This is a genomic window from Prolixibacter denitrificans, assembly GCF_003014495.1.
GTDB classification, from domain to species: domain Bacteria; phylum Bacteroidota; class Bacteroidia; order Bacteroidales; family Prolixibacteraceae; genus Prolixibacter; species Prolixibacter denitrificans.
In genome coordinates this window covers 114,403-135,807 of record NZ_PYGC01000001.1, presented here as the reverse complement: position 1 = coordinate 135,807, position 21,405 = coordinate 114,403, and the positions used below count along the sequence as shown (strand labels likewise).

At 44.5% G+C, this 21,405-nt stretch carries 18 protein-coding genes; 11 read left to right on the top strand and 7 right to left on the bottom strand.

The genetic code is table 11. The features are described from left to right. Positions 1-90 precede the first annotated feature (90 nt). The 3 genes from hydE to CLV93_RS00585 all read left to right on the top strand — a co-directional run bounded on the left by hydE (position 91) and on the right by CLV93_RS00585 (position 3,196). Positions 91-1,185 (top strand): [FeFe] hydrogenase H-cluster radical SAM maturase HydE, encoded by a 1,095-nt coding sequence (gene hydE / locus CLV93_RS00595; protein WP_106540235.1) that lies wholly within the window; start codon positions 91-93, stop codon positions 1,183-1,185. 283 nt (positions 1,186-1,468) lie between these two features. Further along, a complete protein-coding gene (locus CLV93_RS00590) occupies positions 1,469-2,338 on the top strand; it encodes a Cbp1 family collagen-binding glycoprotein adhesin (RefSeq protein WP_106540234.1) in 870 nt (289 codons plus the stop codon). A gap of 216 nt (positions 2,339-2,554) precedes the next feature. Continuing rightward, entirely contained in the window at positions 2,555-3,196 is a 642-nt protein-coding gene (locus CLV93_RS00585) for a class I SAM-dependent methyltransferase (RefSeq protein ID WP_106540233.1), read from the top strand. Between the two features lie 61 nt (positions 3,197-3,257). Here CLV93_RS00585 and CLV93_RS00580 read toward each other — a convergent pair whose 3' ends face one another. Next, the gene (locus tag CLV93_RS00580; RefSeq protein ID WP_106540232.1) at positions 3,258-4,337 is read right to left on the bottom strand and encodes a 3-oxoacyl-ACP synthase III family protein; all 1,080 of its coding nucleotides are present in this window, start codon (positions 4,335-4,337) and stop codon (positions 3,258-3,260) included. Between the two features lie 251 nt (positions 4,338-4,588). On the opposite strand from CLV93_RS00580, the gene CLV93_RS00575 reads away from it, so the two are divergent. The 7 genes from CLV93_RS00575 (at position 4,589) to lacZ (ending at position 12,997) form a co-directional block, all read left to right on the top strand. Further along, positions 4,589-5,593, top strand: coding sequence for a ketopantoate reductase family protein (locus CLV93_RS00575; protein ID WP_106540231.1), 1,005 nt, complete (start codon positions 4,589-4,591; stop codon positions 5,591-5,593). 162 nt (positions 5,594-5,755) lie between these two features. Beyond that, positions 5,756-6,358, top strand: a complete 603-nt coding sequence (locus tag CLV93_RS00570; protein ID WP_106540230.1) for a helix-turn-helix domain-containing protein — start codon at positions 5,756-5,758, stop codon at positions 6,356-6,358. 159 nt (positions 6,359-6,517) lie between these two features. Continuing rightward, a complete protein-coding gene (locus CLV93_RS00565; protein WP_106540229.1) occupies positions 6,518-7,759 on the top strand; it encodes an aminotransferase class I/II-fold pyridoxal phosphate-dependent enzyme in 1,242 nt (413 codons plus the stop codon). 143 nt (positions 7,760-7,902) lie between these two features. Then, positions 7,903-8,595, top strand: a complete 693-nt coding sequence (locus tag CLV93_RS00560) for a hypothetical protein (RefSeq protein WP_106540228.1) — start codon at positions 7,903-7,905, stop codon at positions 8,593-8,595. Positions 8,596-8,678: 83 nt separating this feature from the next. Further along, positions 8,679-8,999 carry a hypothetical protein gene (locus CLV93_RS00555; RefSeq protein WP_106540227.1) on the top strand — a complete coding sequence of 107 codons (321 nt, stop codon included), beginning with the start codon at positions 8,679-8,681 and terminating at the stop codon, positions 8,997-8,999. Between the two features lie 19 nt (positions 9,000-9,018). Beyond that, complete coding sequence (locus CLV93_RS00550) at positions 9,019-9,384, top strand: hypothetical protein (RefSeq protein ID WP_106540226.1); 366 nt, start codon at positions 9,019-9,021, stop codon at positions 9,382-9,384. A 406-nt stretch (positions 9,385-9,790) separates the two neighbouring features. Then, the gene (gene lacZ, locus CLV93_RS00545) at positions 9,791-12,997 is read left to right on the top strand and encodes a beta-galactosidase, LacZ type (protein WP_106540225.1); all 3,207 of its coding nucleotides are present in this window, start codon (positions 9,791-9,793) and stop codon (positions 12,995-12,997) included. A gap of 75 nt (positions 12,998-13,072) precedes the next feature. On the opposite strand, the gene CLV93_RS00540 is transcribed toward lacZ, so the two are convergent. Both CLV93_RS00540 and CLV93_RS00535 read right to left on the bottom strand, forming a co-directional pair. After that, positions 13,073-14,695 (bottom strand): amidase, encoded by a 1,623-nt coding sequence (locus tag CLV93_RS00540; protein WP_106540224.1) that lies wholly within the window; start codon positions 14,693-14,695, stop codon positions 13,073-13,075. Positions 14,696-14,813: 118 nt separating this feature from the next. Continuing rightward, positions 14,814-15,521, bottom strand: a complete 708-nt coding sequence (locus CLV93_RS00535) for a Crp/Fnr family transcriptional regulator (protein ID WP_106540223.1) — start codon at positions 15,519-15,521, stop codon at positions 14,814-14,816. Between the two features lie 407 nt (positions 15,522-15,928). On the opposite strand from CLV93_RS00535, the gene CLV93_RS20175 reads away from it, so the two are divergent. Further along, the gene (locus CLV93_RS20175) at positions 15,929-16,093 is read left to right on the top strand and encodes a hypothetical protein (RefSeq protein WP_153637020.1); all 165 of its coding nucleotides are present in this window, start codon (positions 15,929-15,931) and stop codon (positions 16,091-16,093) included. 135 nt (positions 16,094-16,228) lie between these two features. On the opposite strand, the gene CLV93_RS00525 is transcribed toward CLV93_RS20175, so the two are convergent. The 4 genes from CLV93_RS00525 to CLV93_RS00510 all read right to left on the bottom strand — a co-directional run bounded on the left by CLV93_RS00525 (position 16,229) and on the right by CLV93_RS00510 (position 21,377). Further along, on the bottom strand, positions 16,229-16,420 hold the full coding sequence (locus CLV93_RS00525; protein ID WP_106540221.1) for a cold-shock protein: 192 nt from the start codon (positions 16,418-16,420) through the stop codon (positions 16,229-16,231). Positions 16,421-16,674: 254 nt separating this feature from the next. Continuing rightward, the gene (gene hydG / locus CLV93_RS00520) at positions 16,675-18,183 is read right to left on the bottom strand and encodes a [FeFe] hydrogenase H-cluster radical SAM maturase HydG (RefSeq protein ID WP_106540220.1); all 1,509 of its coding nucleotides are present in this window, start codon (positions 18,181-18,183) and stop codon (positions 16,675-16,677) included. A gap of 190 nt (positions 18,184-18,373) precedes the next feature. Continuing rightward, the gene (locus CLV93_RS00515) at positions 18,374-20,164 is read right to left on the bottom strand and encodes an NADH-dependent [FeFe] hydrogenase, group A6 (RefSeq protein ID WP_106540219.1); all 1,791 of its coding nucleotides are present in this window, start codon (positions 20,162-20,164) and stop codon (positions 18,374-18,376) included. Positions 20,165-20,189: 25 nt separating this feature from the next. Continuing rightward, positions 20,190-21,377, bottom strand: coding sequence for an NADH-ubiquinone oxidoreductase-F iron-sulfur binding region domain-containing protein (locus CLV93_RS00510; protein WP_106540218.1), 1,188 nt, complete (start codon positions 21,375-21,377; stop codon positions 20,190-20,192). Between the last annotated feature and the right edge of the window lie 28 nt (positions 21,378-21,405).

Sequence of the window (21,405 nt, the reverse complement as noted above, 5' to 3'; positions counted from 1 at the left end):
AGCAGAACGTATGATTTCTTCTCATGAACTTGCCGGAAGAAAATCATATCTTGATATCAAAGAATATGGTATTTTTACCGCACCGTAACCATGAATGATATTAACAACATATTAGCACAGTCCGAATTTTCCCGGGAGGATATTGTCCGCCTGCTTTCGCTGGAAGGAGAGGAGAAGGCCCTGCTTTTTCGAAGAGCGGCCGAAGTGAAAGCCGAGAATACCGGCTCAGAAGTATATTTCCGCGGGCTGGTCGAGTTCTCGAATGTGTGTGGTAAGAACTGCTACTATTGTGGTATTCGCAAGGACAACGATGAGGTAAAACGTTACAATTTGTCGGATGAAGAGATTCTGGCAGCAGCCCGTTTTGCCTGGGAAAACCAATATGGCTCGCTGGTATTGCAGTCGGGTGAGCTGGCTTCTCCGGCTTTCGCCGACCGGGTGGAAAACCTGTTGCGCGAAATCAAAAAGTTGAGCAACGGTGAGCTGGGTATTACCATATCGTTAGGTGAACAGTCGCCCGAAGTGTACCGTCGCTGGTTCGAAGCCGGTGCACACCGCTACTTATTACGCATAGAATCTTCAACTCCGGAACTGTACCGGAAAATACATCCCAACGATGAACTACACGATTTCGATACCCGAATAGCTTGTCTGCGTTCGTTGCAGGAAGCAGGGTATCAAACCGGAACCGGCGTTATGATTGGACTCCCTTTCCAAACGCTCGAAAACCTGGCTGACGACCTGCTTTTCTTCAAGAACTTCGATATCGACATGGTTGGAATGGGCCCATATCTAGAGCATGCCGAAACACCCTTGTATTCCTACCGGGAAACACTCATGCCGCTGCAGCAACGGTTCAACTTGTCGCTAAAGATGATCGCCGTTTTACGGTTACTCATGCCCGACATTAATATTGCCGCGGCAACAGCATTGCAGGCCATCGATCCGCTGGGGCGCGAAAAAGCGGTGAAGGTAGGTGCCAATGTCATCATGCCGAACATTACGCCCGGTCTGTATCGAAACGATTATGCCCTGTACCAAAACAAACCCTGCGTTGACGAAGAGCCCGAACAGTGTAAGGGATGTCTCGATGCCCGCATCGCATTGGCAGAAGGTGAAATCGGCTATGGCAAATGGGGCGACTCCAAACATTTCCATAAGCGGGTAAAAGCTTCCTCCCGTTAATATCCCATCATTTTCATTTAGTGTGGAAACTGTGGAAGGGCAACAGATCTGTGGAATTCCATTCCACAAAGTGTGGAATCTGTCCCACAGCCCTTGTAGAACGTGGTAAACCCGGATTTTTCCCTAGTAAATTTTATGCTCTCTCTTTCTATTGATTTTTAGTGATTTGCGAATTGTATCCAGTGTTGAGAATTCTGTCAAAAAGTTTTGGCACAGTATTCCCTTGTTAGTTAGCAGGTGATTTGAAATTAATTATTGGACGAAAACGAAAGAGAAAAGAGAAATGAGAAAGTTAGCTATTATTTTGCTCGTGTTGCCTTTTTTTACGGCATGTAATCAGAAGGAGCTAAAGAAGTTGAAGGAAGAGAATGCACAATTGACCCAAATAGCACAGAAACGTGACTCCACCATCAACGATTTTGTTGAGTCATTTCAGTCTATTGCAGCCAACCTCGATTCCATCAAAGTTAAAGAAAAGTTGATTTCGGTACAGGCTGCAGGGGAGCAGACGGCTGATTCAAAAACTCAGGTAATGAACGATTTGAGTTTGGTGAAAAATCTGCTGGACAAAAACAAAGCAGAGCTGGCCGACCTGAACAAGAAACTAAAAAACAGTTGGTACCGTAACTCGAAACTGAAAAAATTGACCGCAAGTCTGCAAAAGCAGATTCAGGAAAAAGAGGAGTCGATTGCTAATTTGACTGCTCAGGTTACTGAACTGAACGGAAAAGTTGACAATCTGAACGGACAGGTAGCGCAGTTGAACGACACTGTTAGCACACTGTCGACTCAGAATTCGATGCAAGAGAAATTATTGAACGAAAAGACAGATAGACTTCATACCGCTTACTATGTAATCGGTACGACAAAGGAGCTGAGGGATCAGCATGTCATTTCAGCCACAGGAGGCTTACTGGGAATCGGAAGGACGGACAAGTTAAACGACCAAATCGATCCGTCGAAATTTACGGCAATCGATATCACCAAGACGACTACGATTCCGGTGAGTGGGAGAAAAATCAACATGGTAACAGCACATCCTGCTGATTCGTACAAAATCGAGCAGAAAGACAACGAAGTTGAAGCCATCACGATTACAAATCCTGAAGAGTTCTGGAAAGCTTCCAAGTATTTGGTCGTGGCTGAAAGATAATTATTAGGTTTTAAGATTGGTTCTCAAAAGAGCGTCCCGCCCGGGACGCTCTTTTAGTTTGTATACACTTTCCGTAACTTGTACAAGCAACACAAAACCACCCCGAAATTTTAACCCCAAAATCGTTGAAACGACGAACCGAACCTCAGTCAGATTGGGTATCAGCGAATTATTCAGCAGTCTACATTTTGAACAAACAAACCCATAACCAAGCCAATGATGGAGAACCATTCGAAAGAAACCTATTGGAGCCGCTTCGCTAATGAGTTTGAAGAAAAGCAAAGTCATGTGGTAGGAAAAGAAATTCTTTTGCTGGCCCACCAGGAATTGCTGAAAGAGGCTAAACTCGGGAAAGTACTGGAACTGGGATGCGGAACCGGGTTGTATACGGAAACGCTGCAAAAAAATGCAGAGCATGTAGTTGCGACAGATTTGTCGGATGAGATGATTGTTTTTGCGAAGAAAAAAAGAGGCAATCTGGAGAATGTTGAGTTCCGGAAAGCGGATGCGTTAAATCTTGAATTTAAAGATGAGACCTTCGACACCGTTTTCATGGCCAATCTGATTCATGTGATAGGTAATGCCGAACGAGTTATTTACGAAAGTAGGCGGGTACTGAAAAAAGGCGGATTGTTGATCATCAACTCTTTCGCCATCGAGGAGATGAGTTTTTTTAATAAGCTGGCCATGGGAATCCGTTATTTAAAGACATTTGGTAAACCTTCTGCGGAAGCGACAAAGGAAAAGACGACCCGAAAACGTGTAGAGCAACTACTCATCAACAATGGCTTTGAAATCCAGAAAAGTTTGCTACTGGGAACAAAATCCAAAGCAATGTATATCAGCGGTAGAAAGTAACTCAATTAACCGCTGCCCTGAGACTAGAGATGAGGCCTAATAGACCGGAAACAGTAAAAAACTATGGCATTTTGTAGACCATTGAATTAATATTCATCCCGGCCCCAACAGAAGCAAACACCAGGATATTACCACTGGTCACCTTCTGGTTAGGTAATTTATTGTTGAGTAGTAAGTTCAGTAATGTGGGAACAGTTGCCACCGAACTATTTCCAAGTTCAGCAATGGTCATTGGCATAATGTCTTTGGGAATATCTTTTTTATGAAAGAGCTTAAACAACCGCGCCAGTATGGCATCATCCATTTTGGCATTGGCTTGGTGAATTAGCACCTTATCTACTTGTTCCAACTCAATTTTTGCTTTTTCCAGGCTTTCTTTCACAACCGAAGGAACCGTATTCAGCGCATATTCATATAATTTACGTCCATGCATTTTTAGGAATAATTGATCTCCTTCGTAATCCGGGTTGTTTGATTTGCCCATCCAAAGCAGGAAAGCATGATTTAGTGTATCGGATCGGGAATTATGGGCTAGAATTCCAACAGGCTCATCACTCTCAATCGCTTCCAGAATGGTTGCACCGGCACCGTCGGAATAAATCATACTATCCCTGTCATGAGGATCGGATACCCTGGAGAGAGTTTCCGCCCCGATTATCAAAGCTCTTTTTGCGTCACCCGATCTCAGGAAATAATCAGCCTGTATCATACCCATAAGCCATCCGGGACAGCCAAAAGGCACATCAAATGATATGGTTCCCGGGTTTTCAATACCTAATTTGTTTTTAACCCGGGCTGCGAGACTGGGAACCAAATCCGACTTTCGGTTATTACTTTGTATATCTCCGAAATTATGCGCGACAATAATATAGTCAAGGCTTTCTTTGTCAATGCCCGAATTTACGATAGCGTCTTTCGCAGCAAAATATGCAATATCAGAAGTTTGCAGGTCGTCTGTAACATACCTTCTCTCTTTGATTTCTGTGATTTTCTCGAATTTTTTAATTATCTCTTCGTTCGGGGTATTGATTTTATTTCCCTCAGAATCGTAAAAATCATTATTCAGAAAATCTTCATTTACGACTCTTTTTTCAGGTATGTAACATCCTGACCCTTTAATAATAGAATATCGCTTTTTCATTCGCTGGTAATATCTAATGCTATGTCAACAAAAATACTCTGTGGAAGTAAAACTACAATATATCTTAGGAAATATCTTCATATTAATCACTTATTAAAAGAACAATTGCAATCTCCAGCCAAATGGTGACAGCATTGGTAACGCCTATTAAAATTTACAGTAAGGAAATCTCACAACCTATGCAACCGTGTTTTCAAGTTGATTTTAGCTAATTTGCAGAAAGCAAACTCCTTGTTAAAACTGATATGAATATGAAAATAGCGATTTACGGAGCGGGTTCGCTGGGAACGGTTATCGGAGCCTATTTGACAAAAGCCGGACTGGATGTGGATTTGATCAACCGTAACCGGGCGCATGTGGAAGGGATGAAGACCAACGGCGCTCATATTACCGGAACTATTGACCTGAAGGTTCCGGTAAAAGCTTTTCTGCCGGAAGAAATGTCTGAAAAATACGATATCATCTTTCTGCTCACCAAACAGCAGGAGAACAAAAAGGTGGTGCAACAAATCGCCCGCTATCTCAACAAAGATGGCATTATCTGTACTGCGCAGAATGGTTTCCCCGAATTGTCAGTGGCCGAGGTGATTGGCGAAGAAAAAACCTTTGGCTGTACCATTGCCTGGGGTGCCACTTTACTGGGAAATGGAGTGAGCGAATTAACCTCGAGCCCCGATAGTCTCACGTTTAGTATTGGCGCTTTGTCCCATCAAAACGAGAAGAAATTGCATCAAATAAAAGAGATACTGGAAGTGATGGGGACTGTGGATATCGAACGCAATTTTGTTGGAGCACGATGGTCGAAGTTGGCGATTAACAGTGCTTTTAGTGGTGTGTCGACTGTTCTGGGCTGCACGATTGGAGAGGCTGCCCAAAACAACGAGTCGAGGAAGTGTATCCAGACAGTCATGAAGGAGTGCTTTGCTGTAGCGGATGCAGCAGGCATTCAAATGGAACCTATCCAGGGGCGAGATTTGAGAAAGTTGCTGGATTATACCAATCGGCTGAAACAACTGTTTTCTTTCATGATTATTCCTATCGCGATGCGGAAACATGCCAGGCTGAAGGCCAGTATGCTTCAGGACCTGGAAAAAGGTAAACGGACCGAGGTAGATGCCATTAACGGAGTGGTCACCCAATATGGGAAAGAGTATCATGTCGCTACCCCTTCCAATGATAAGGTGGTGGAAATTATTCATGGTATCGAAGCCGGAAATTACACTCCTTCGTTCGAAAATGTTCGCTTGTTTGTGTAGAAAAGGGAGAAGGCTTTTCTTTTCTTCCGGCTCCTACATAGACTGTTGTATGCCATTTGTGCCCATGTGATGGCGTAATTGACGTAAAGTTGACATAAATATGGCGTTACAATCGGGCGGGCGTCGATGTACTTTTATCGGTGAATTATAAATCACTTTAAAATGACTAATCAAAATCTAGCAACCAAAATCAGAGATCTAAGAAAAAGAAAAGGTTTTTCTCAGGAACAGTTGTCGGAAGAGTCGATGTTAAGTCTACGAACAATTCAACGCATTGAGAAAGGAGAATCGATTCCAAGAGGAGATTCTCTGGTAAAACTTACCCAAGCACTTGGGGTAACACCAGACGATCTGCTTGAATGGGACGAAATAGAAGACAAAGGCTATCTGATACTACTGAATTTAAGCTCTGCCAGTATTATCATCCAACCTATCCTGGGAATCATCATTCCGCTGGTTATGTGGATTCTGAAAAGAGAAAAGGTAAAATACGTCGATGATACGGGCAAAAAACTTATCAGCTTTCAAATTACATGGACCTTGGTTCTCTATTTGATTCTGCTGATAGCGAGCAAAGGGCACATTGTTTCTCTGAATTTCAATTTGTTGAATTCATTACCTTATATTATGCTTCATTTCTCTTTAATTGGAATCGTGGTGGTTGGTTTATACTTCTATAACCTGGCACTTATCTTTCTCAATATAAGAAGAAGTCAAAAAGGATTGAAAAGCAAGTATGTACCTGCTATCCCTTTTTTAAAATAAGAAATACTCTGTTGTCTGGTGCATCTTTAAAGATAGAATACATTTCATCTATTTTATCTATATTTCTATGAGAAAATCACTCCAAACTCCAACAAAAACTCCCTTCAACCGTTAGGTGAATAGTTTGGAAAAGCAATTGATGAACGAATAAACAGACTTATGAAGGGATTAAATACGCGGTTGATTCACGGTGATGAAAATGATTCGTACCAGGGAGATGTGAGAAGTTTGAAAACGCCGGTTTTTCAAACGGCAGCTTATGATTTTGAAGACTCAGCATCGGTGGAACGTGCGTTCCGGGGCGAGAGTGATTCCTTCGTTTATTCGCGAATTTCGAACCCTACGGTAAGGGAGCTGGAAGTTCGGCTGAAGTCGCTGGCCAATGCCCAAAGCAGCCTGAGTGTGAGTTCGGGAATGGCAGCCATCTCGTCAACCATCCTTTCCATTTGCGACACCGGCGACAACATCGTGGCGAGCAAATACCTGTTTGGTAATACGTATTCCTTCTTTACAAAGACGCTCAAGTCGTTGGGCATTTATGTCAAATTTGTCGACCCGGAGAATCCCGCCGAAGTGGAACAGAACATCGATGCGCAAACGCGCGCCATCTTTCTGGAGGTCATTACCAACCCGCAGTTGATTGTCTTCGATTTTGAACGGATTTCGGAAATTGCCAAACAGAAGAAGGTGTTACTCATTCTGGATAACAGTTTGCTGACGCCCTATCTCTTCCAAAGTCATAAATACGGCGTAGACATTGAGGTTCTGTCGACCACCAAGTTCATTTCCGGAGGGGCTACATCGATAGGCGGGGCAGTTTTTACTTACCTGTCGGATAAGTGGCAATATATCCCGAAGCTACAGGAAAATTTCCAAATGTATGGTAATGCAGCTTTCGAGAAGAAACTGAGAAAAGAGCTGTTCAGTAACCTGGGATGTTGTTTATCGCCGCAAAATGCATGGCTGCAAATGCTGGGACTGGAAACCCTGACGCTACGTATTGACCGGATTTGCGAAAATGCCCACAACCTGGCTTCCTGGCTTTCTGCCCAGGAAAAGGTTCAACGCGTGGAATATTCGTCACTGGAGACGTCTCCCTACTATCAACTGTCGAAAAAGTATTTCAACTCAAAGGTGGGGTGCCTGGTCGGTGTTGAGCTGAAAAGCAAAAAGCAGTGCTTCGATTTCATGGATGCCCTGAAGGTAATCCGGCGCGGCACTAACTTCTGCGACAATAAATCGATGATAATCCATCCTTCCTCTACCATTTACTGTGATTTGTCAGACGAGACAAAAGATTCGTTTAAAATCCCGAATACTTTGATTCGACTGGGAGTTGGTCTGGAAGATATTGAGGATTTAAAATCGGATATTCAGCAGGCGTTGGAAAAAATAAATTAGTATATTAAGCTAGTGAATGACAAACGATATTGAATCGTGCCCTGGTTGTGGACATGTTTCAGATAAACAGACCAATAATTCATAAGATCATTCCGCATAATAGGGGCAATTGCTGTTAACCGTTGAACTAAACTACCACTAACATGAAATTTAGCTACCTCGTTATCGTGGTTGCCGTTTTATGGGTGTCCGTGGTAAAAGCACACAGTGAACCTGTTTCAAAAGGCCTCCACAAAGTTAATCTAAGCGGTATTGTTCTGGATACTGCAAAAACCGGTGAGCACACCGTTTGGCTTGATGTGCTATGGTTGAACGATACTATCACATTAGCCATGCAAAAGAAGGACCTTCAGATTGACTTCAGTGAGTTTAGGAGCACGGATAAAGATTCTGCTTTTTGGACTCAAAAGAAAAAGCAGGAAGAGTATGTAAAATTTATTAAAACCTCTGCTCAGAATTGCTATTCATATGCCTTGGAAAGGTATTTCCAGAATGATAGTGTATATGCTCAGGATATCTTCAGTAAGTATTCTTCTACTGACAGAGAATCGATAGAGGAGATTTTGAATGACCACTTTGTGAAGGTTGGAGAATTCCTCGCCAAAAAGGGACGGAAAGCGATTATCCCGAATCATGTGATATTGGCTTTCGTAAGTTACTATGATTGGGTTATTCATACGGTTTACTATTCCGACGGAGTGTTTTATTCAAAAAACGGAATGTTTCCACCTAAAGAATTTCACAAGTTAAAGGAGCTGGTGAAGAAAAGTTATTGGGATACGAAAACGATTCGAATGTATCGGCTGGATGAAGAGAAAGTAAAACAAAAACTTTAGCAGGAAATCTGGAGATAGGATACTGCTCGCAACGTATTCCCGGTTGACAACATCTTTGTTTTAGAGATGCTAAACCCATTGTAATGAAAAAGATGAGCTTCATTCAGTTAAAACTTCTGGTGGCTTTTGTGCTCATGTTGTTAATACCGGTTGCCTGTGAGCGCGAAGATGAAATACATTGTGTTGATACTGAAACTGGGATATTGAAAAACCTGACCGGATTAGACGGGTGCGGGTGGATCATTCAACTGGCGGATTCTACCAAACTGGAGCCAATCAATTTGAATGATTTTGACATCGAATTGAAGGAAGATAAGGTCGTGTGTTTCCGATATCATGAGCGAACGGATTTGGGGAGCTACTGCATGGTCGGGCAGATTGTTGAAATTGATTTTATAGAATAAGAAAATAAAATACCAAACTATGAAACCCATCATCCTGATTTCCTTCATTGTGGGCTTTTTCACCACTTCTGCATTTTCTCAGGAAAAGTTATCATTGAACCTCGGCACCACCGGCATTGATGTACCCAATTACACCGATTTGGGAACGTATTACCAGGAGAGCCGACAACACCCGATGACGGTTCTATCACTACCGGAGCTAAATCACGAATCTGAAGAAAAAGCCCAAGAGGCCAGAAATACTCAGAATTCGCTGGATATCCTCGGGAATAATTGGTCGTATGACAACATGCCTTGTGTGAAACCTTTGCTAACCGAGACGATGCCTGTGGTGAAGCCGGATATGACTATTTTCTATACGCTTAAAGTGAAGAAAATGAAATAGTTCGCTGGATAACTATTCTGAACAATCCTTTTATAAAGCTGTTGGCAAACAAAAATGAAGTTGTTTTATGGATTCAGAAATGATTGCTGCACGGGCTATTCTCGTGGGAGGATTCTTGATATTTCTCGATAGAAGAAGAAAGAAGCGTCAATCAGACGACTAGTTAGTCGGTTAATTTTTTGTTACTGCCTCATTTACGAATATGGCCTATCTTCTTAAGGCCGTTGAAAGTGTCAGACATTACATTAGAATATTATGTTACTCTTTTTTAATCTTGTTAAGAGAGGGACAGTTGTATCCCTTTTATCATTAAAATAAGTATAAAAACTACTGGTGGGTACTGGTTGGATATGTGCGCCAAACTTCTTATTTTACTCCCTGGAATTTGATCTGTTAATCCAAACTTATGATGAGAAAAAAGTCACTGATTGCATTTGTGTTAGCGCTTTTGTCGTTAACAGCTTTTGGACAAAAATATCCGAAGGACTGGGAGAATCCGCGGATGATTGAGCGGAACAAACTGGAAGCGCATGCCACGCTTTACCCGTTTCAGGATACCCAAACAGCCCTGACACTCGACAGGGAACAGAGTCCCTGGTACCAATCGTTGAACGGAACATGGAAATTTAACTTTGTTCCCAAAGCACAAGATGCCACCACCGATTTTGCCCAAAAAGGATTTGACGCTTCCGGGTGGGACAATATTTCGGTGCCATCGAGTTGGGAAATGAAAGGATATGGTACCCCGATTTATACCAACATTACCTATCCGTTCCCGGCGAAGCCGCCATACATTTTGCGCGACGATCCGGTGGGCTCATACATTCGCGACTTCAATATTCCCGGTAATTGGAAGAACCGGGAAGTGATTTTACATTTTGGCGGCGTTTCGTCGGCTATGTATGTGTGGATCAACGGGCAGAAAGTGGGTTACAGTCAGGGAAGCCGACTCCCGGCAGAGTTCGATATTACTGACTACCTCGTACCCGGAAAGAACCGTGTGGCGGCTCAGGTGTACCGTTGGAGCGACGGAAGTTACCTGGAAGATCAGGATCACTGGCGGATGAGTGGTATTCACCGGGAAGTATACCTCGTAGCGCAACCGAAAGTGAATATATACGATCTTGCGGTTCGCACGGATTTAGATGCAGCTTATAAAGATGCTGAGCTGCAAGTCCGGCCTCGCGTCAAAGTCATGGATGACACAAACACGAAAGGCTGGACGTTCAATGCCCAATTGTACGATGAACAGGGAACAGAAGTGAAAACCGATACCATGAGCATATCGGTCAATCATATTATCCACGAGCGGCTGCCGCAGCGCGATAACGTACCATTTGCATTGTTGAAAGCGCATATTACCAATCCGATGAAATGGTCGGCTGAAAATCCGTATCTCTACACGTTGGTGGTTACCGTAAAGGATGCCGGCGGAAATGTGGTGGATGCAACCAGTACCCATGTTGGTTTCCGGAAAATAGAGTGGAACCACGGCGTATTCAAAGTGAATGGCCGTCCGGTGAAGCTATATGGAGTGAATCGTCACGACCACAGCGAAGTAAATGGAAAAGCAGTTACCCGGAAAGAGATGCTGGATGATGTTCTCCTGATGAAACGGTTTAACCTGAATGCCGTTCGTACTTCGCATTATCCGAACGATCCGTATTTCTACGATATGTGTGACAAGTACGGTATATACGTGCTCGATGAAAGTGATCTCGAAACACATGGCCTGACCGGTTATTTCACGAATAATACGGCCTGGACCTACGCATTTGTTGACAGGGCGGTGCGCATGGTGAAACGGGATAAGAACCATCCGGCTATAATCGGCTGGTCCCTCGGAAACGAGTCGGGAGTCGGCCCCAACCATGCGGCAATGGCAGGTTGGATTCGCAGTTACGACCCGACCCGGTTAATTCACTACGAAGGGGCACAGGGCGATCCAACGAGTCCGGATTATATCCCAATTACCAGCAAAGAATATTGGAAAAAGCCCTATGACGCCAATCCAACAGATCGGCAGTGGGTAGATGTTATCAGCAGGATGTATCCGTCGCCAACGGTGCTGGAAGAACTGGCTGAGAGTCCGTGGATTCATCGCCCGATTGTCATGTGTGAATATGCGCACTCTATGGGTAACTCCACCGGCGATTTGAAAAAATACTGGGAAGTTATTCGCTCGCATCCCAACCTGATGGGTGGCTTCATCTGGGATTGGATTGATCAAGGAATTCTGGAAAAAGACAAAAACGGAAAACCGTACTGGGCTTATGGTGGTGATTTCGGCGACAAGCCCAACGATGGCAATTTCTGTATCAACGGAATTGTCGCACCCGACCGCACGGCGAAACCGGCTTTGTGGGAATGCAAGCACGTATTCCAGCCCATTAGTGTTAGTCCGGTTGATTTGAATAATCTTGATTTCACGGTAGTGAACCGGCAGGATTTTACCGGTTTGGAACCTTATACGCTCAATTGGTCGTTACTGGAAAATGGTGTGGAAGTGCAGCACGGTGTTGTACCAACACCAGCTTGTGCCCCAGGAGAAAATGCCCGTTTTCACGTTCCCGTTGATCAAGCCAAGCTAAAAAAAGATGCTGAGTACGTATTGAACCTCAGTTGGGAATTGGCGAAGAAGAATTCATGGGCAGATTCCGGATTCGAGATCGCCTGGAATGAGTTCATTCTTCCGGGACATAAAGTGAAACCGGCGGCGGTAGTTCTTGGCAAGGTAACTGCAACTGAAACCGGCAACGATATCACCTTATCAGGAAGAAATTTCACGGTAGTCATGAACAAACAGAAAGGCGAAATTTCATCCTATAAAGTGGACGGCAAAGAACAGTTCGTCAGTCCACTGAAACCGAATTTCTGGCGAGTGCCTACGGACAATGACGAGGCAGGAGGCAATCATATCTTCCGCGATATGCGGGTTTGGAAAGAGGCTGTTGCCAATATGATTTTCCAGTCAGCCAAAATCGACGATAATCAATCAGGCGTTGTTTGTACTTACACATTACCTGTTGACGCATCGACACTGAAAGTGCATTATTCTGCCGAAAGCGATGGAACATTGCAGGTATCAGCCGAGATTATCAAAGGAGATAATGCTCCGGATTTGCCACGCTTCGGTTTTACTATGGAAGTTCCGGCGACATTGACTGAAACGGCTTATTACGGAAAAGGTCCGTGGGAGAATTACTGGGACAGGAAATCGGGCGCCAAGCTGGCATTGTATCAAACGCCGACCAGCGATTTGCAGTACAAATACGTTCGTCCTCAGGAGAACGGTAACCGGAGCGATGTTCGCTGGTTTGCCCTTGCCGGGAAAAACGGTGGTTTGATGGTCCGTGGCGAACCAAAAGTTGATTTCAGTGTATGGCCTTATACTGCAGCCGATTTGGAGCAGGCCAAACACATTGATGAGGTACCAGTCCGTGATTTTTATACGGTACACATCGACTACAAGCAGTTAGGCGTTGGTGGTGACGATACCTGGAGTGCGCAGGCAATCGCTCATAAACCTTATCGCCTGTCGGCGAAAAGCTACCAGTATAGCTTTACCATTTGTCCGGTAAAATCGATTGCTCAGGCTGAGAAGCTCTATTAGTAAATCAAGTTTCATAAAAACAGAAAACTCCCGAACCGTTATGGTCGGGAGTTTTTTATCGATTCAAATTAACTGCTAAGCTTGTGTCGTTAAAAGTGACGGAATAAACTTAGGCGCTTGCCGTAATTTGGTCGCCTGTTCGAAAGAGTAGGCCAGTTTTATCAACTGTGGTTCCGACCACGCTGTTCCGATAAAGGATAAGCCGATAGGCAACTCATGCACAAATCCGGCAGGAACGGTAATGCTCGGGTAACCCGAAACCGCTGCCAGATCGGAGCTTCCTCCGCCAAAATGGTCGCCGTTTACCCGGTCGATGGTCCACGACGGTCCGTTGGTCGGAGCAATCAATGCATTCAGATTGTGCTCTTTCATGGCACCGTCGATGTATTTTGCCGGAAGCGTTTTGGTCATTTTAAGTGCATTCAGATATTCTTCTTCTGAAGGAGTTTTCTCTTCCGCCGTGATAAAGATACTCTGGTCAAACCACTGCAGCTCTTTACTGCTATTTTGCTTATTGAATTCAATCAGCTCTTTCAGATTTTTCCTCGGAGCTTCCGGATGTTCAGCCAGGTATTTGTTCAGGTCGTTTTTGAACTCATACACCAGAACGGTCCATTCGGCCTTCGACCACTGATCGTGATCTTTCATAGGTTCCAATTCGACCAGTTCGGCACCCTGCTTCTTCATGGCATCCATGGCCTGTTTCATGAGTGCATCCACATCGGCGTTAAAACCGAAATAATCTTTTACAATACCGATTCTTGCCCTTTTTAATCCATTCTTATCAAGAAATTGGGTGTAATCGGTTCCTTTCCATTTGGAAGCGCTCATCGTGGCTCTGTCGTTAGCATCGTCACCAACTAACGGTCCCAGCAGAGTCGCGGCGTCGGTAACGGTGCGGGCCATCGGGCCGGCCGTGTCCTGACTGTGCGAGATTGGAATGATACCATGACGTGACCAAAGACCAACCGTTGGCTTGATACCTACCACACCATTTATCCCGGAAGGACAGACGATGGAACCATCCGTTTCGGTTCCGATGGCGATGGCACTAAAGTTAGCCGAAACCCCTGCACCGGAACCGGAACTGGAACCACAGGGAGAACGGTCGGTCACGTAAGGGTTACAAGTTTGTCCGCCGCGTCCACTCCATCCACTTGATGAGTGATTTGAACGGAAGTTGGCCCATTCACTTAGGTTGGTTTTTCCCAACAATACAGCACCGGCTTCACGAAGCTTCGAAACAATGAACGCGTCGTTTTGGGGACGATTGCCTTCCAAGGCCAACGAACCGGCCGTTGTTTGCATTTTATCACCGGTATCGATGTTGTCTTTAATCAGAATCGGGATACCATGTAACGGGCCTCTCAATTTTCCGGCTTTCCGCTCTTCATCCATTTTCCGTGCAATGGCAACAGCATCCGGATTCAATTCAATAACGGTGCGAAGTGTCGGGCCACTTTGGTCGACTTCTTTGATTCGTTTCAGATACTTGTTCGTCAATTGTTCGGCCGTGAGTTCTCCGCTTTTCATTTTCTGCTGGAGTTGCGCTACGGTAACTTCGTTCAGATCGAACTGAGTGTAATCGGCTTTTGATGCCGCTACCTGGTTGTTTTTTTGATCGCAGGCAGCCAATGGAGAAAGTGTGAACGCTGCCCCGCCAATGGCAGCTGTTTTGAAAAAGCTTCTTCTTTTCATTTGTGCAAATTAATGTGGTTGAGACTTATACGAAATGTCACTCAGGTCTGTCATATTGAAATTCCTGCATAAGATACATTAAAGCAGAATGATTACAAAGAAGTGAGGACGGGGACGACTATCCTAATCGGCTGATTTGTTCCAGTTTTTCCGGCTCGTTTATAATAATTTCTCTTCGGCGAAGACTGATGATGCCGTCGCGAACGAAACTGTTCAATTGTTTGGAAACACTCTCCCGACTGGTACCGATAAGGTAGGAAATTTCATTTCGGTTTAGTGGAAGTCGAAAGCGATTGGAGCGGAATATGGCTTTTGAGAAATAGAGCAAAGTATCGGCCAATTTCCCGTAGATTTTTTTCTGTCCCTGACTGATGAAGCGATGGTAATTGGTTAGGCTGTCCCGGCTCACCGTCGAGAGTATTTCGAAAGCAAATTTTCCGTTGTCGAGGATAAATTGTTTGAAAATAGCTACGTCGATAAAGCAAACGGCCACATCAGTCAACGCTGCATAAGAATAATGGTTTACACGGTCGCCAAATAGAGATGGTAACCCAAGATAAGCGTGATTTTGTATAATCTGGACAATGCATTCCGGCTGATCGCCGCTTTTTATGTATTCTTTCACTAAACCGGTTTGCAGGTAAATGATGTGGGAAGTAAGCGAACCTTCTGAAAGAATCTCTTCGCCTTTTCGGAAGATGCCTTCACTGCAATTCTCTTCCAGAAGCTGTAGTTCATCTTCCCCCAAGGCCATGGCGGCACAAGACTTTTCACTGCAAAGAGTGCAGTTGCGTAATAATTGGGTAGAGAAGGCGGACTTTCGCATAAGCTGTGAAATATTTCACAAAGTTACGGGAGAACTCTCACAAAGTCAATGCTGTATCATTAAACGTAAGGTCATAAATTTATAATAAGAACAAAGTTTATGAACAAACTGCTAACCATATTATTTGGATTGGGGACTTTGGCCTTCGTTTATTATGTAGCAATGGTCCTGATTGGATGCATTTCATCAATGTGTGGAGCAGGGTATGATTATTTCTGTGGCACATATTGCAGGATTGCCTTATTGGTGGGAATTATAGCTGCATCGATGTTCGTTTTTCAGGTTTTCACAACCTTACATCATAAAAAGGCGAAGTGAAGGTTCAGATTGAAACGGGTCCGGCTTGCCCGTTTACTATACGGGCAGGTCAGACTTGTGATTAATTCGAGAGGGAATTTTATGTCGTTTTGATTGTAGTAGTAGTAGTAGTAGTAGTAGTAGTAGTAGTAGTTGTTGTTGTTGTTGTTGTTGTTGTTGTTGTTGTTGTTGTTGTTGTTGTTGTTGTTGTTGTTGTTGTTGTTGTTTCGGAGCGATTTCTCTCAGGAGGATACAAAAACATATGCGGAAAATAGGTTTGTAGTTTTGCCGTAACAGCAAAGTTAGTCTGAAACAGAATGGCCCATTTTTGTGAAAGAGGGGCTGTTTTTTACAAAAGAAAGCCCCGCTTTTTGAGCAGGGGCATTGAAGTTGTTCTGAAATGAAATAAACTATAGTAGTTTAACATTTACCGCATTCAAACCTTTTTTACCTTCTTTCAGTTCGAAAGTAACTTCATCGTTTTCTTGTATTTCGTCGATCAATCCGGTTACATGGACAAAATACTCATTGTCTGATTCTGCGTCTTTAATAAAACCAAAGCCTTTGGTCCTGTTAAAGAACTTAACTGTTCCTTTGTTCATAATTTTTAGTTGATAATGTACTTCTAACAAATTTACATTAATCAATGATAAAATCTTGACTTTATGTTGAGTAAAATAAAATTTTGTCTGCGATATGAGCTTTGAAACCAGTGTCTTGAGATTGTAAGGATAACAAAAAGAGGACAGCAAAATGAGCTCAAAAGGCCGTTTATTACCCATTACATGATAAAAAAGAAAGCCGCCGAAACAAGGTCCGGCGGCTGATATCAGATTATAATGTCAATTCAAAAATATCAGAGATACAAATCTCTTTTTCCTAACAGAATATCTTTATATTCTGCCCTGAATTTCTCCATCAGGTGTGGGCGACTGCTAAAATAGGGTTCTGCCTCTATTTCAGCAATCTCTTTTAAAATCAGTTCTTCACCTATCGCTTTGGTTTTCGGCGAAGCATAATCATTCAGGTATTCCCGGAAGGTGAGTACCGCATTCAATTTGCAGAACTTTCCTTCCACGCAGTGGCTGAGCATCCCCATAATGGTTTCACCGGTTCTTCCACAACGGTAACCTGCCGTGCAGAACGAAGAAATATATCCCATTTCGGCCACTTCGCCTATCACATCGTCCAGGTCGCGTGGGTCACCAATGGTGAATTGCTTCTTATCCAGATCCTCTTCTGTTTTCTGGTCGGAATAAGCACCGATTCCAATGCGGGTGGAAGCATCGGTCTGGGTACAGCCCAGGTTGATAACCTCTTTCTTCAGTTCGGGTTGTTCGCGGGCGGTAACGATTAACCCTGCAGTCGGAACCGATAACCTTAAAACAGCTACCAGTTTCTTGAAATCTTCATCCGAAACCTGATGTGGCAGGTTATTGCTCAACGAAGAACCGGATGCCGGTGTAATTCTCGGGAACGAAATGGTATGCGGTCCTACACCGAAACGGTTTTCCAAATCGATGGTGTGGTAAAGCAATCCCATTACCTCGAAACGCCAGTCGTAGAGACCGAATAATGCGCCGATAGCTACATCATCGAGACCTGCATCCATAGCTCGGTGAAGCGCATAAAGTCGCCAGCGGTAATCGCCCTTCAGCGTATTCGCCGGATGTACTTTGCTGTATGTTTCGTGGTGATACGTTTCCTGGAAAACCTGGTACGTACCGATTCCCGCGTCCTTCAATCTTTTCAGCTTGGCTGAACTCATCGGAGCCGCATTGATATTGACCCGGCGGATATTGGCTTCCCGGCCCGAAACCGGAGCATCGCGGTAAACGGAATAAACCGTATTGATGGTATCGACCATGTAATCGACATCCGAACGCGGATGTTCACCGAAGACCAGGATTAATCGTTTGTGGCCTTCGTCGATGACGGATTCCGTTTCTTTGCGGATTTCGTCCTGGGTAAGAATGCGCCTTTTTTCATCGCAGTTTTCTTCCCGGAAACCACAATATTCGCAATTGTTCACACAAAGGTTGGAACAATAGAGCGGTGCAAAAAATACGATGCGGTTATCGTAAACTTTTTTCTTTACCAGGAGCGCTGCTTCATTGATTTCGTCCCATAACTCGGGCGATTCGACATTAAGGAGGGCGGCAGTTTCCTCCGGGGCGAGTGTTTTTATCGAGAGTGATTTCTGCAAAATCTGCCGGATGTATTCCGGATCAGGATTTTTGCCATTCGCGATTTGTGTATGAATTTTTTCCTCATCAATAAAATCTTTCCCGTCAATCAGGTACTTATCAATCTCGTCCCTGACAATAACTTCTTTCTTCCACTCTGCCGCTGTCTGATACTGCATGATTGGTTGGTTTTATAAGACAAAGGTATATATTTCCCCGCTGAGAACAGCATGACCGGAATCACGAAAAGCGGTCTCTTTATAAGATTTTTGACAGGTTTTCAACTCATCCGGAAATGGTTGTTTACAGAAGTAAAAACCCTGGTCGGACGACAACCAGGGTTTTAGATGTTAAATCAATGACACGAGATTAGAAACGCTCCCGCGGCGTGTAAGTGGTATGAAGCAGATGATGAGATACTTCACCAAGTGGTTCGCCAAGGAAATCCTTATAGATTTTTTGTACTTCCGGATTTTCGTGCGATTTCCTGATCGGTTTGCCTGAGTCTTCTGCATAAATGGCTTTGGCGCGTTTTTCCCTGATCTCAGAGTTGGTTGGTATGGGCTGGCCACCGCCGCCGAGGCAACCGCCCGGACAGGCCATCACTTCCAGGAAGTGGAAATTGGCTTTTCCTGCTTTTACAGCATCCATTACGGTTTTTGCATTAATGAGACCATGAGCGATAGCACAGCGCAGTTCAACACCATCGAGGAATTTCCATTCTTTCAACGGTTTCTCAATTTTAACGCTGGCTTCTCTGACGCCTTCCATACCCCGGACGGGCGTAATGTTCAGGTTTTCGAACGGTACCGGCCGTCCGGTAACCAGTTCGTAAGCGGTGCGCAGTGCTGCTTCCATAACACCACCGGTTACACCAAAGATGACGCTGGCACCGGTTGATTCTCCCATTAACCGGTCGAATTCCAAATCTTCCAGCTGCATGAAATCGATACCGGCCTGTTTGATCATGATGGAAAGCTCACGGGTAGTGAGGACATAATCCACATCGCGGTAGCCGCTGTCGTGCATTTCCGAACGGGCAGCTTCGAATTTCTTGGCTGTACACGGCATGATGGAAACCGAAACGATTTTGTCCGGATCTAGATTGCGTGCTTTGGCATAATAGGTTTTAGCCAATGCTCCGAACATCTGTTGAGGCGACTTACAGGTAGAAAGGTTGGGCAAATACTCGGGATACATGTGCTCGATGTACTTGATCCATCCCGGAGAACACGAAGTAGCCATCGGAAGTTTCACTTCCTTATCATTATCCACAAGCGCTTTCTTCAGTCGGGTAAGCAGCTCGGTACCTTCTTCCATGATGGTTAGGTCGGCGGTAAAATCGGTATCCAGTACCGAATCGAAACCTAAGCGTTTCAGTGCGGCGACCATTTTTCCGGTTACGCGACTTCCCGGTTCGAATCCGAGGTCTTCTCCCAGTCCCACGCGAACAGCCGGAGCAGTTTGAACAACCACATGCTTTTTAGGATCAGAAATGGCATCCCAAACTTCTTCCACGTAGTTCTTTTCAACCAGGGCACCGGTAGGACAACGGTTCACACACTGTCCGCAGTTGGTACAAACCACATCGTTCATTGGTTTTTCGAAGAACGTAGAGATTTTCATATGATCGCCTTTGTAAGCAACGGTCAATGCATTTACGCCCTGAAGCTCTGCACAGGTCCGTACACAGCGCTGACAACGGATACATTTGCTGTCGTCTTTGATGATACTGGGCGAGATCATGTCGATGGTGTAGTTCTTCCACGGCAGGAGTTCGATGAAATCCTGCGTCATGATCTTGTATTCCGATGCCAGTGATTGCAGCTCGCATTTGCCATTTTTGTAACACTTGGTACAATCGGCGTTGTGTTCCGAAAGCAGGAGCTCGATGATGTGTTTTCTGGAATTCCTTACTTTCAGACTATTGGTCAGAATATCCATCCCATCTTCACAAGGGGTGGCACAGGCTGCTGACAGACGTTTCTGACCGGCCACTTCTACCACGCAAACACGGCAGTTACCTGCCACACATAAGTCTTTATGGTAGCACAAGGTAGGAATGGTGACATTTGCTTTCCGTGCAGCCTCCAAAATGGTGGTTCCGGGTTTTACTGTTACCGGGAAACCATTGATATTTATTTGAACTTTTTGAGTCATGATATACGGTTTGATTGGTTCACGATTAGTAGATCATCTCTTCCCGGAAGTTCTCGACAATAGATGCAAACGAGTTAGCGACTGACTGCCCTAATCCACATTTGGCTGTCAACTGCATCGTTTCCGTCAGCTTCAGCAATTTGTCGAGGTATTGTGCCGGGCGCTCTCCGCGTTTCACTGCTTTAATCCCGATAAGGAGTTGCTGACAACCTACGCGGCAAGGCGTACACTGTCCGCACGATTCTTCGCGGAAAAATTCAAGGTAATTGTCCAACACATTAAACATGGATCGTGAACTATTGTAGATCATCATCGATCCTCCGGTCGGAAGGGAAATTCCCGTCAGTTTACCCTGGTAACCGATAGCGGTTTCCTGGAATTTTTTTCGGGGTACCAAAAATCCGGAAGCTCCACCGACCTGAACTGCTTTGGTATCGCCATCACCGAATTCGTTGACGAAGTCCTGAAGGCTCATTCCGAGCTCCAGCTCGTAGATGCCCGGTTTGGGAGTATCGCCTGAAACAGAGAATAGTTTGGTCCCGCGTGAGAATTGAACGCCCAAATCGTAGAACTTCTTGGCGCCGTATTTAAAGATGGTAAAGGTATGAGCGAGCGTCTCAACATTGTTGATAACGGTCGGCTTGTCCATATACCCTTTGATGGTCGGGTAGGGAGGCTTATTTCGTGGTTCCCCGCGATGCCCTTCGAGTGATTCGAACAAGGCGGTTTCTTCTCCGCAAATGTAGGCGCCACTTCCCATGAATACATCAACAGAAAACTCGAGTTTGATTTTCTTGCAGTAATACTCAAATTCGGAAATGGTTTTTTCCAGTGACTCTTTCAGCGAGTGATATTCACCGCGAAGGTAAATGATGCCTTTCTTGGCACCGATAATGTGTCCGCAAACAGCCATTGCCGTCAGCACTTTGTAGGGCACCCTGGAGAGTATTTCCCGGTCTTTAAAGGTTCCCGGTTCTCCTTCATCGGCGTTACAGATGACATATTTTTCAGCTGATTTGGCTTCAGCTGTAATTTTCCATTTTAAACCGGTTGGAAAACCAGCGCCGCCACGTCCCTTCAGTTCCGAACTAATCAGCTCATTGATGATGTCCTGAGGTGTGCGCTTAATGGTTTTGGTGAGAATTTCTTCCCAGTCATTTTCATTCCGGAAAATGAAATCGGCTCGTTTCAACAGATGATATGATTCAGCCATTTGGATTGATTTTTTGGTTTGGTTTGAA

Coding starts and splice junctions, on each gene's coding strand:
- hydE (WP_106540235.1), top strand. CDS start 91: ATGAATGATATTAACAACATATTAGCACAGTCCGAATTTTCCCGGGAG.
- CLV93_RS00590 (WP_106540234.1), top strand. CDS start 1,469: ATGAGAAAGTTAGCTATTATTTTGCTCGTGTTGCCTTTTTTTACGGCA.
- CLV93_RS00585 (WP_106540233.1), top strand. CDS start 2,555: ATGATGGAGAACCATTCGAAAGAAACCTATTGGAGCCGCTTCGCTAAT.
- CLV93_RS00580 (WP_106540232.1), bottom strand. CDS start 4,337: ATGAAAAAGCGATATTCTATTATTAAAGGGTCAGGATGTTACATACCT.
- CLV93_RS00575 (WP_106540231.1), top strand. CDS start 4,589: ATGAAAATAGCGATTTACGGAGCGGGTTCGCTGGGAACGGTTATCGGA.
- CLV93_RS00570 (WP_106540230.1), top strand. CDS start 5,756: ATGACTAATCAAAATCTAGCAACCAAAATCAGAGATCTAAGAAAAAGA.
- CLV93_RS00565 (WP_106540229.1), top strand. CDS start 6,518: ATGAAGGGATTAAATACGCGGTTGATTCACGGTGATGAAAATGATTCG.
- CLV93_RS00560 (WP_106540228.1), top strand. CDS start 7,903: ATGAAATTTAGCTACCTCGTTATCGTGGTTGCCGTTTTATGGGTGTCC.
- CLV93_RS00555 (WP_106540227.1), top strand. CDS start 8,679: ATGAAAAAGATGAGCTTCATTCAGTTAAAACTTCTGGTGGCTTTTGTG.
- CLV93_RS00550 (WP_106540226.1), top strand. CDS start 9,019: ATGAAACCCATCATCCTGATTTCCTTCATTGTGGGCTTTTTCACCACT.
- lacZ (WP_106540225.1), top strand. CDS start 9,791: ATGATGAGAAAAAAGTCACTGATTGCATTTGTGTTAGCGCTTTTGTCG.
- CLV93_RS00540 (WP_106540224.1), bottom strand. CDS start 14,695: ATGAAAAGAAGAAGCTTTTTCAAAACAGCTGCCATTGGCGGGGCAGCG.
- CLV93_RS00535 (WP_106540223.1), bottom strand. CDS start 15,521: ATGCGAAAGTCCGCCTTCTCTACCCAATTATTACGCAACTGCACTCTT.
- CLV93_RS00525 (WP_106540221.1), bottom strand. CDS start 16,420: ATGAACAAAGGAACAGTTAAGTTCTTTAACAGGACCAAAGGCTTTGGT.
- hydG (WP_106540220.1), bottom strand. CDS start 18,183: ATGCAGTATCAGACAGCGGCAGAGTGGAAGAAAGAAGTTATTGTCAGG.
- CLV93_RS00515 (WP_106540219.1), bottom strand. CDS start 20,164: ATGACTCAAAAAGTTCAAATAAATATCAATGGTTTCCCGGTAACAGTA.
- CLV93_RS00510 (WP_106540218.1), bottom strand. CDS start 21,377: ATGGCTGAATCATATCATCTGTTGAAACGAGCCGATTTCATTTTCCGG.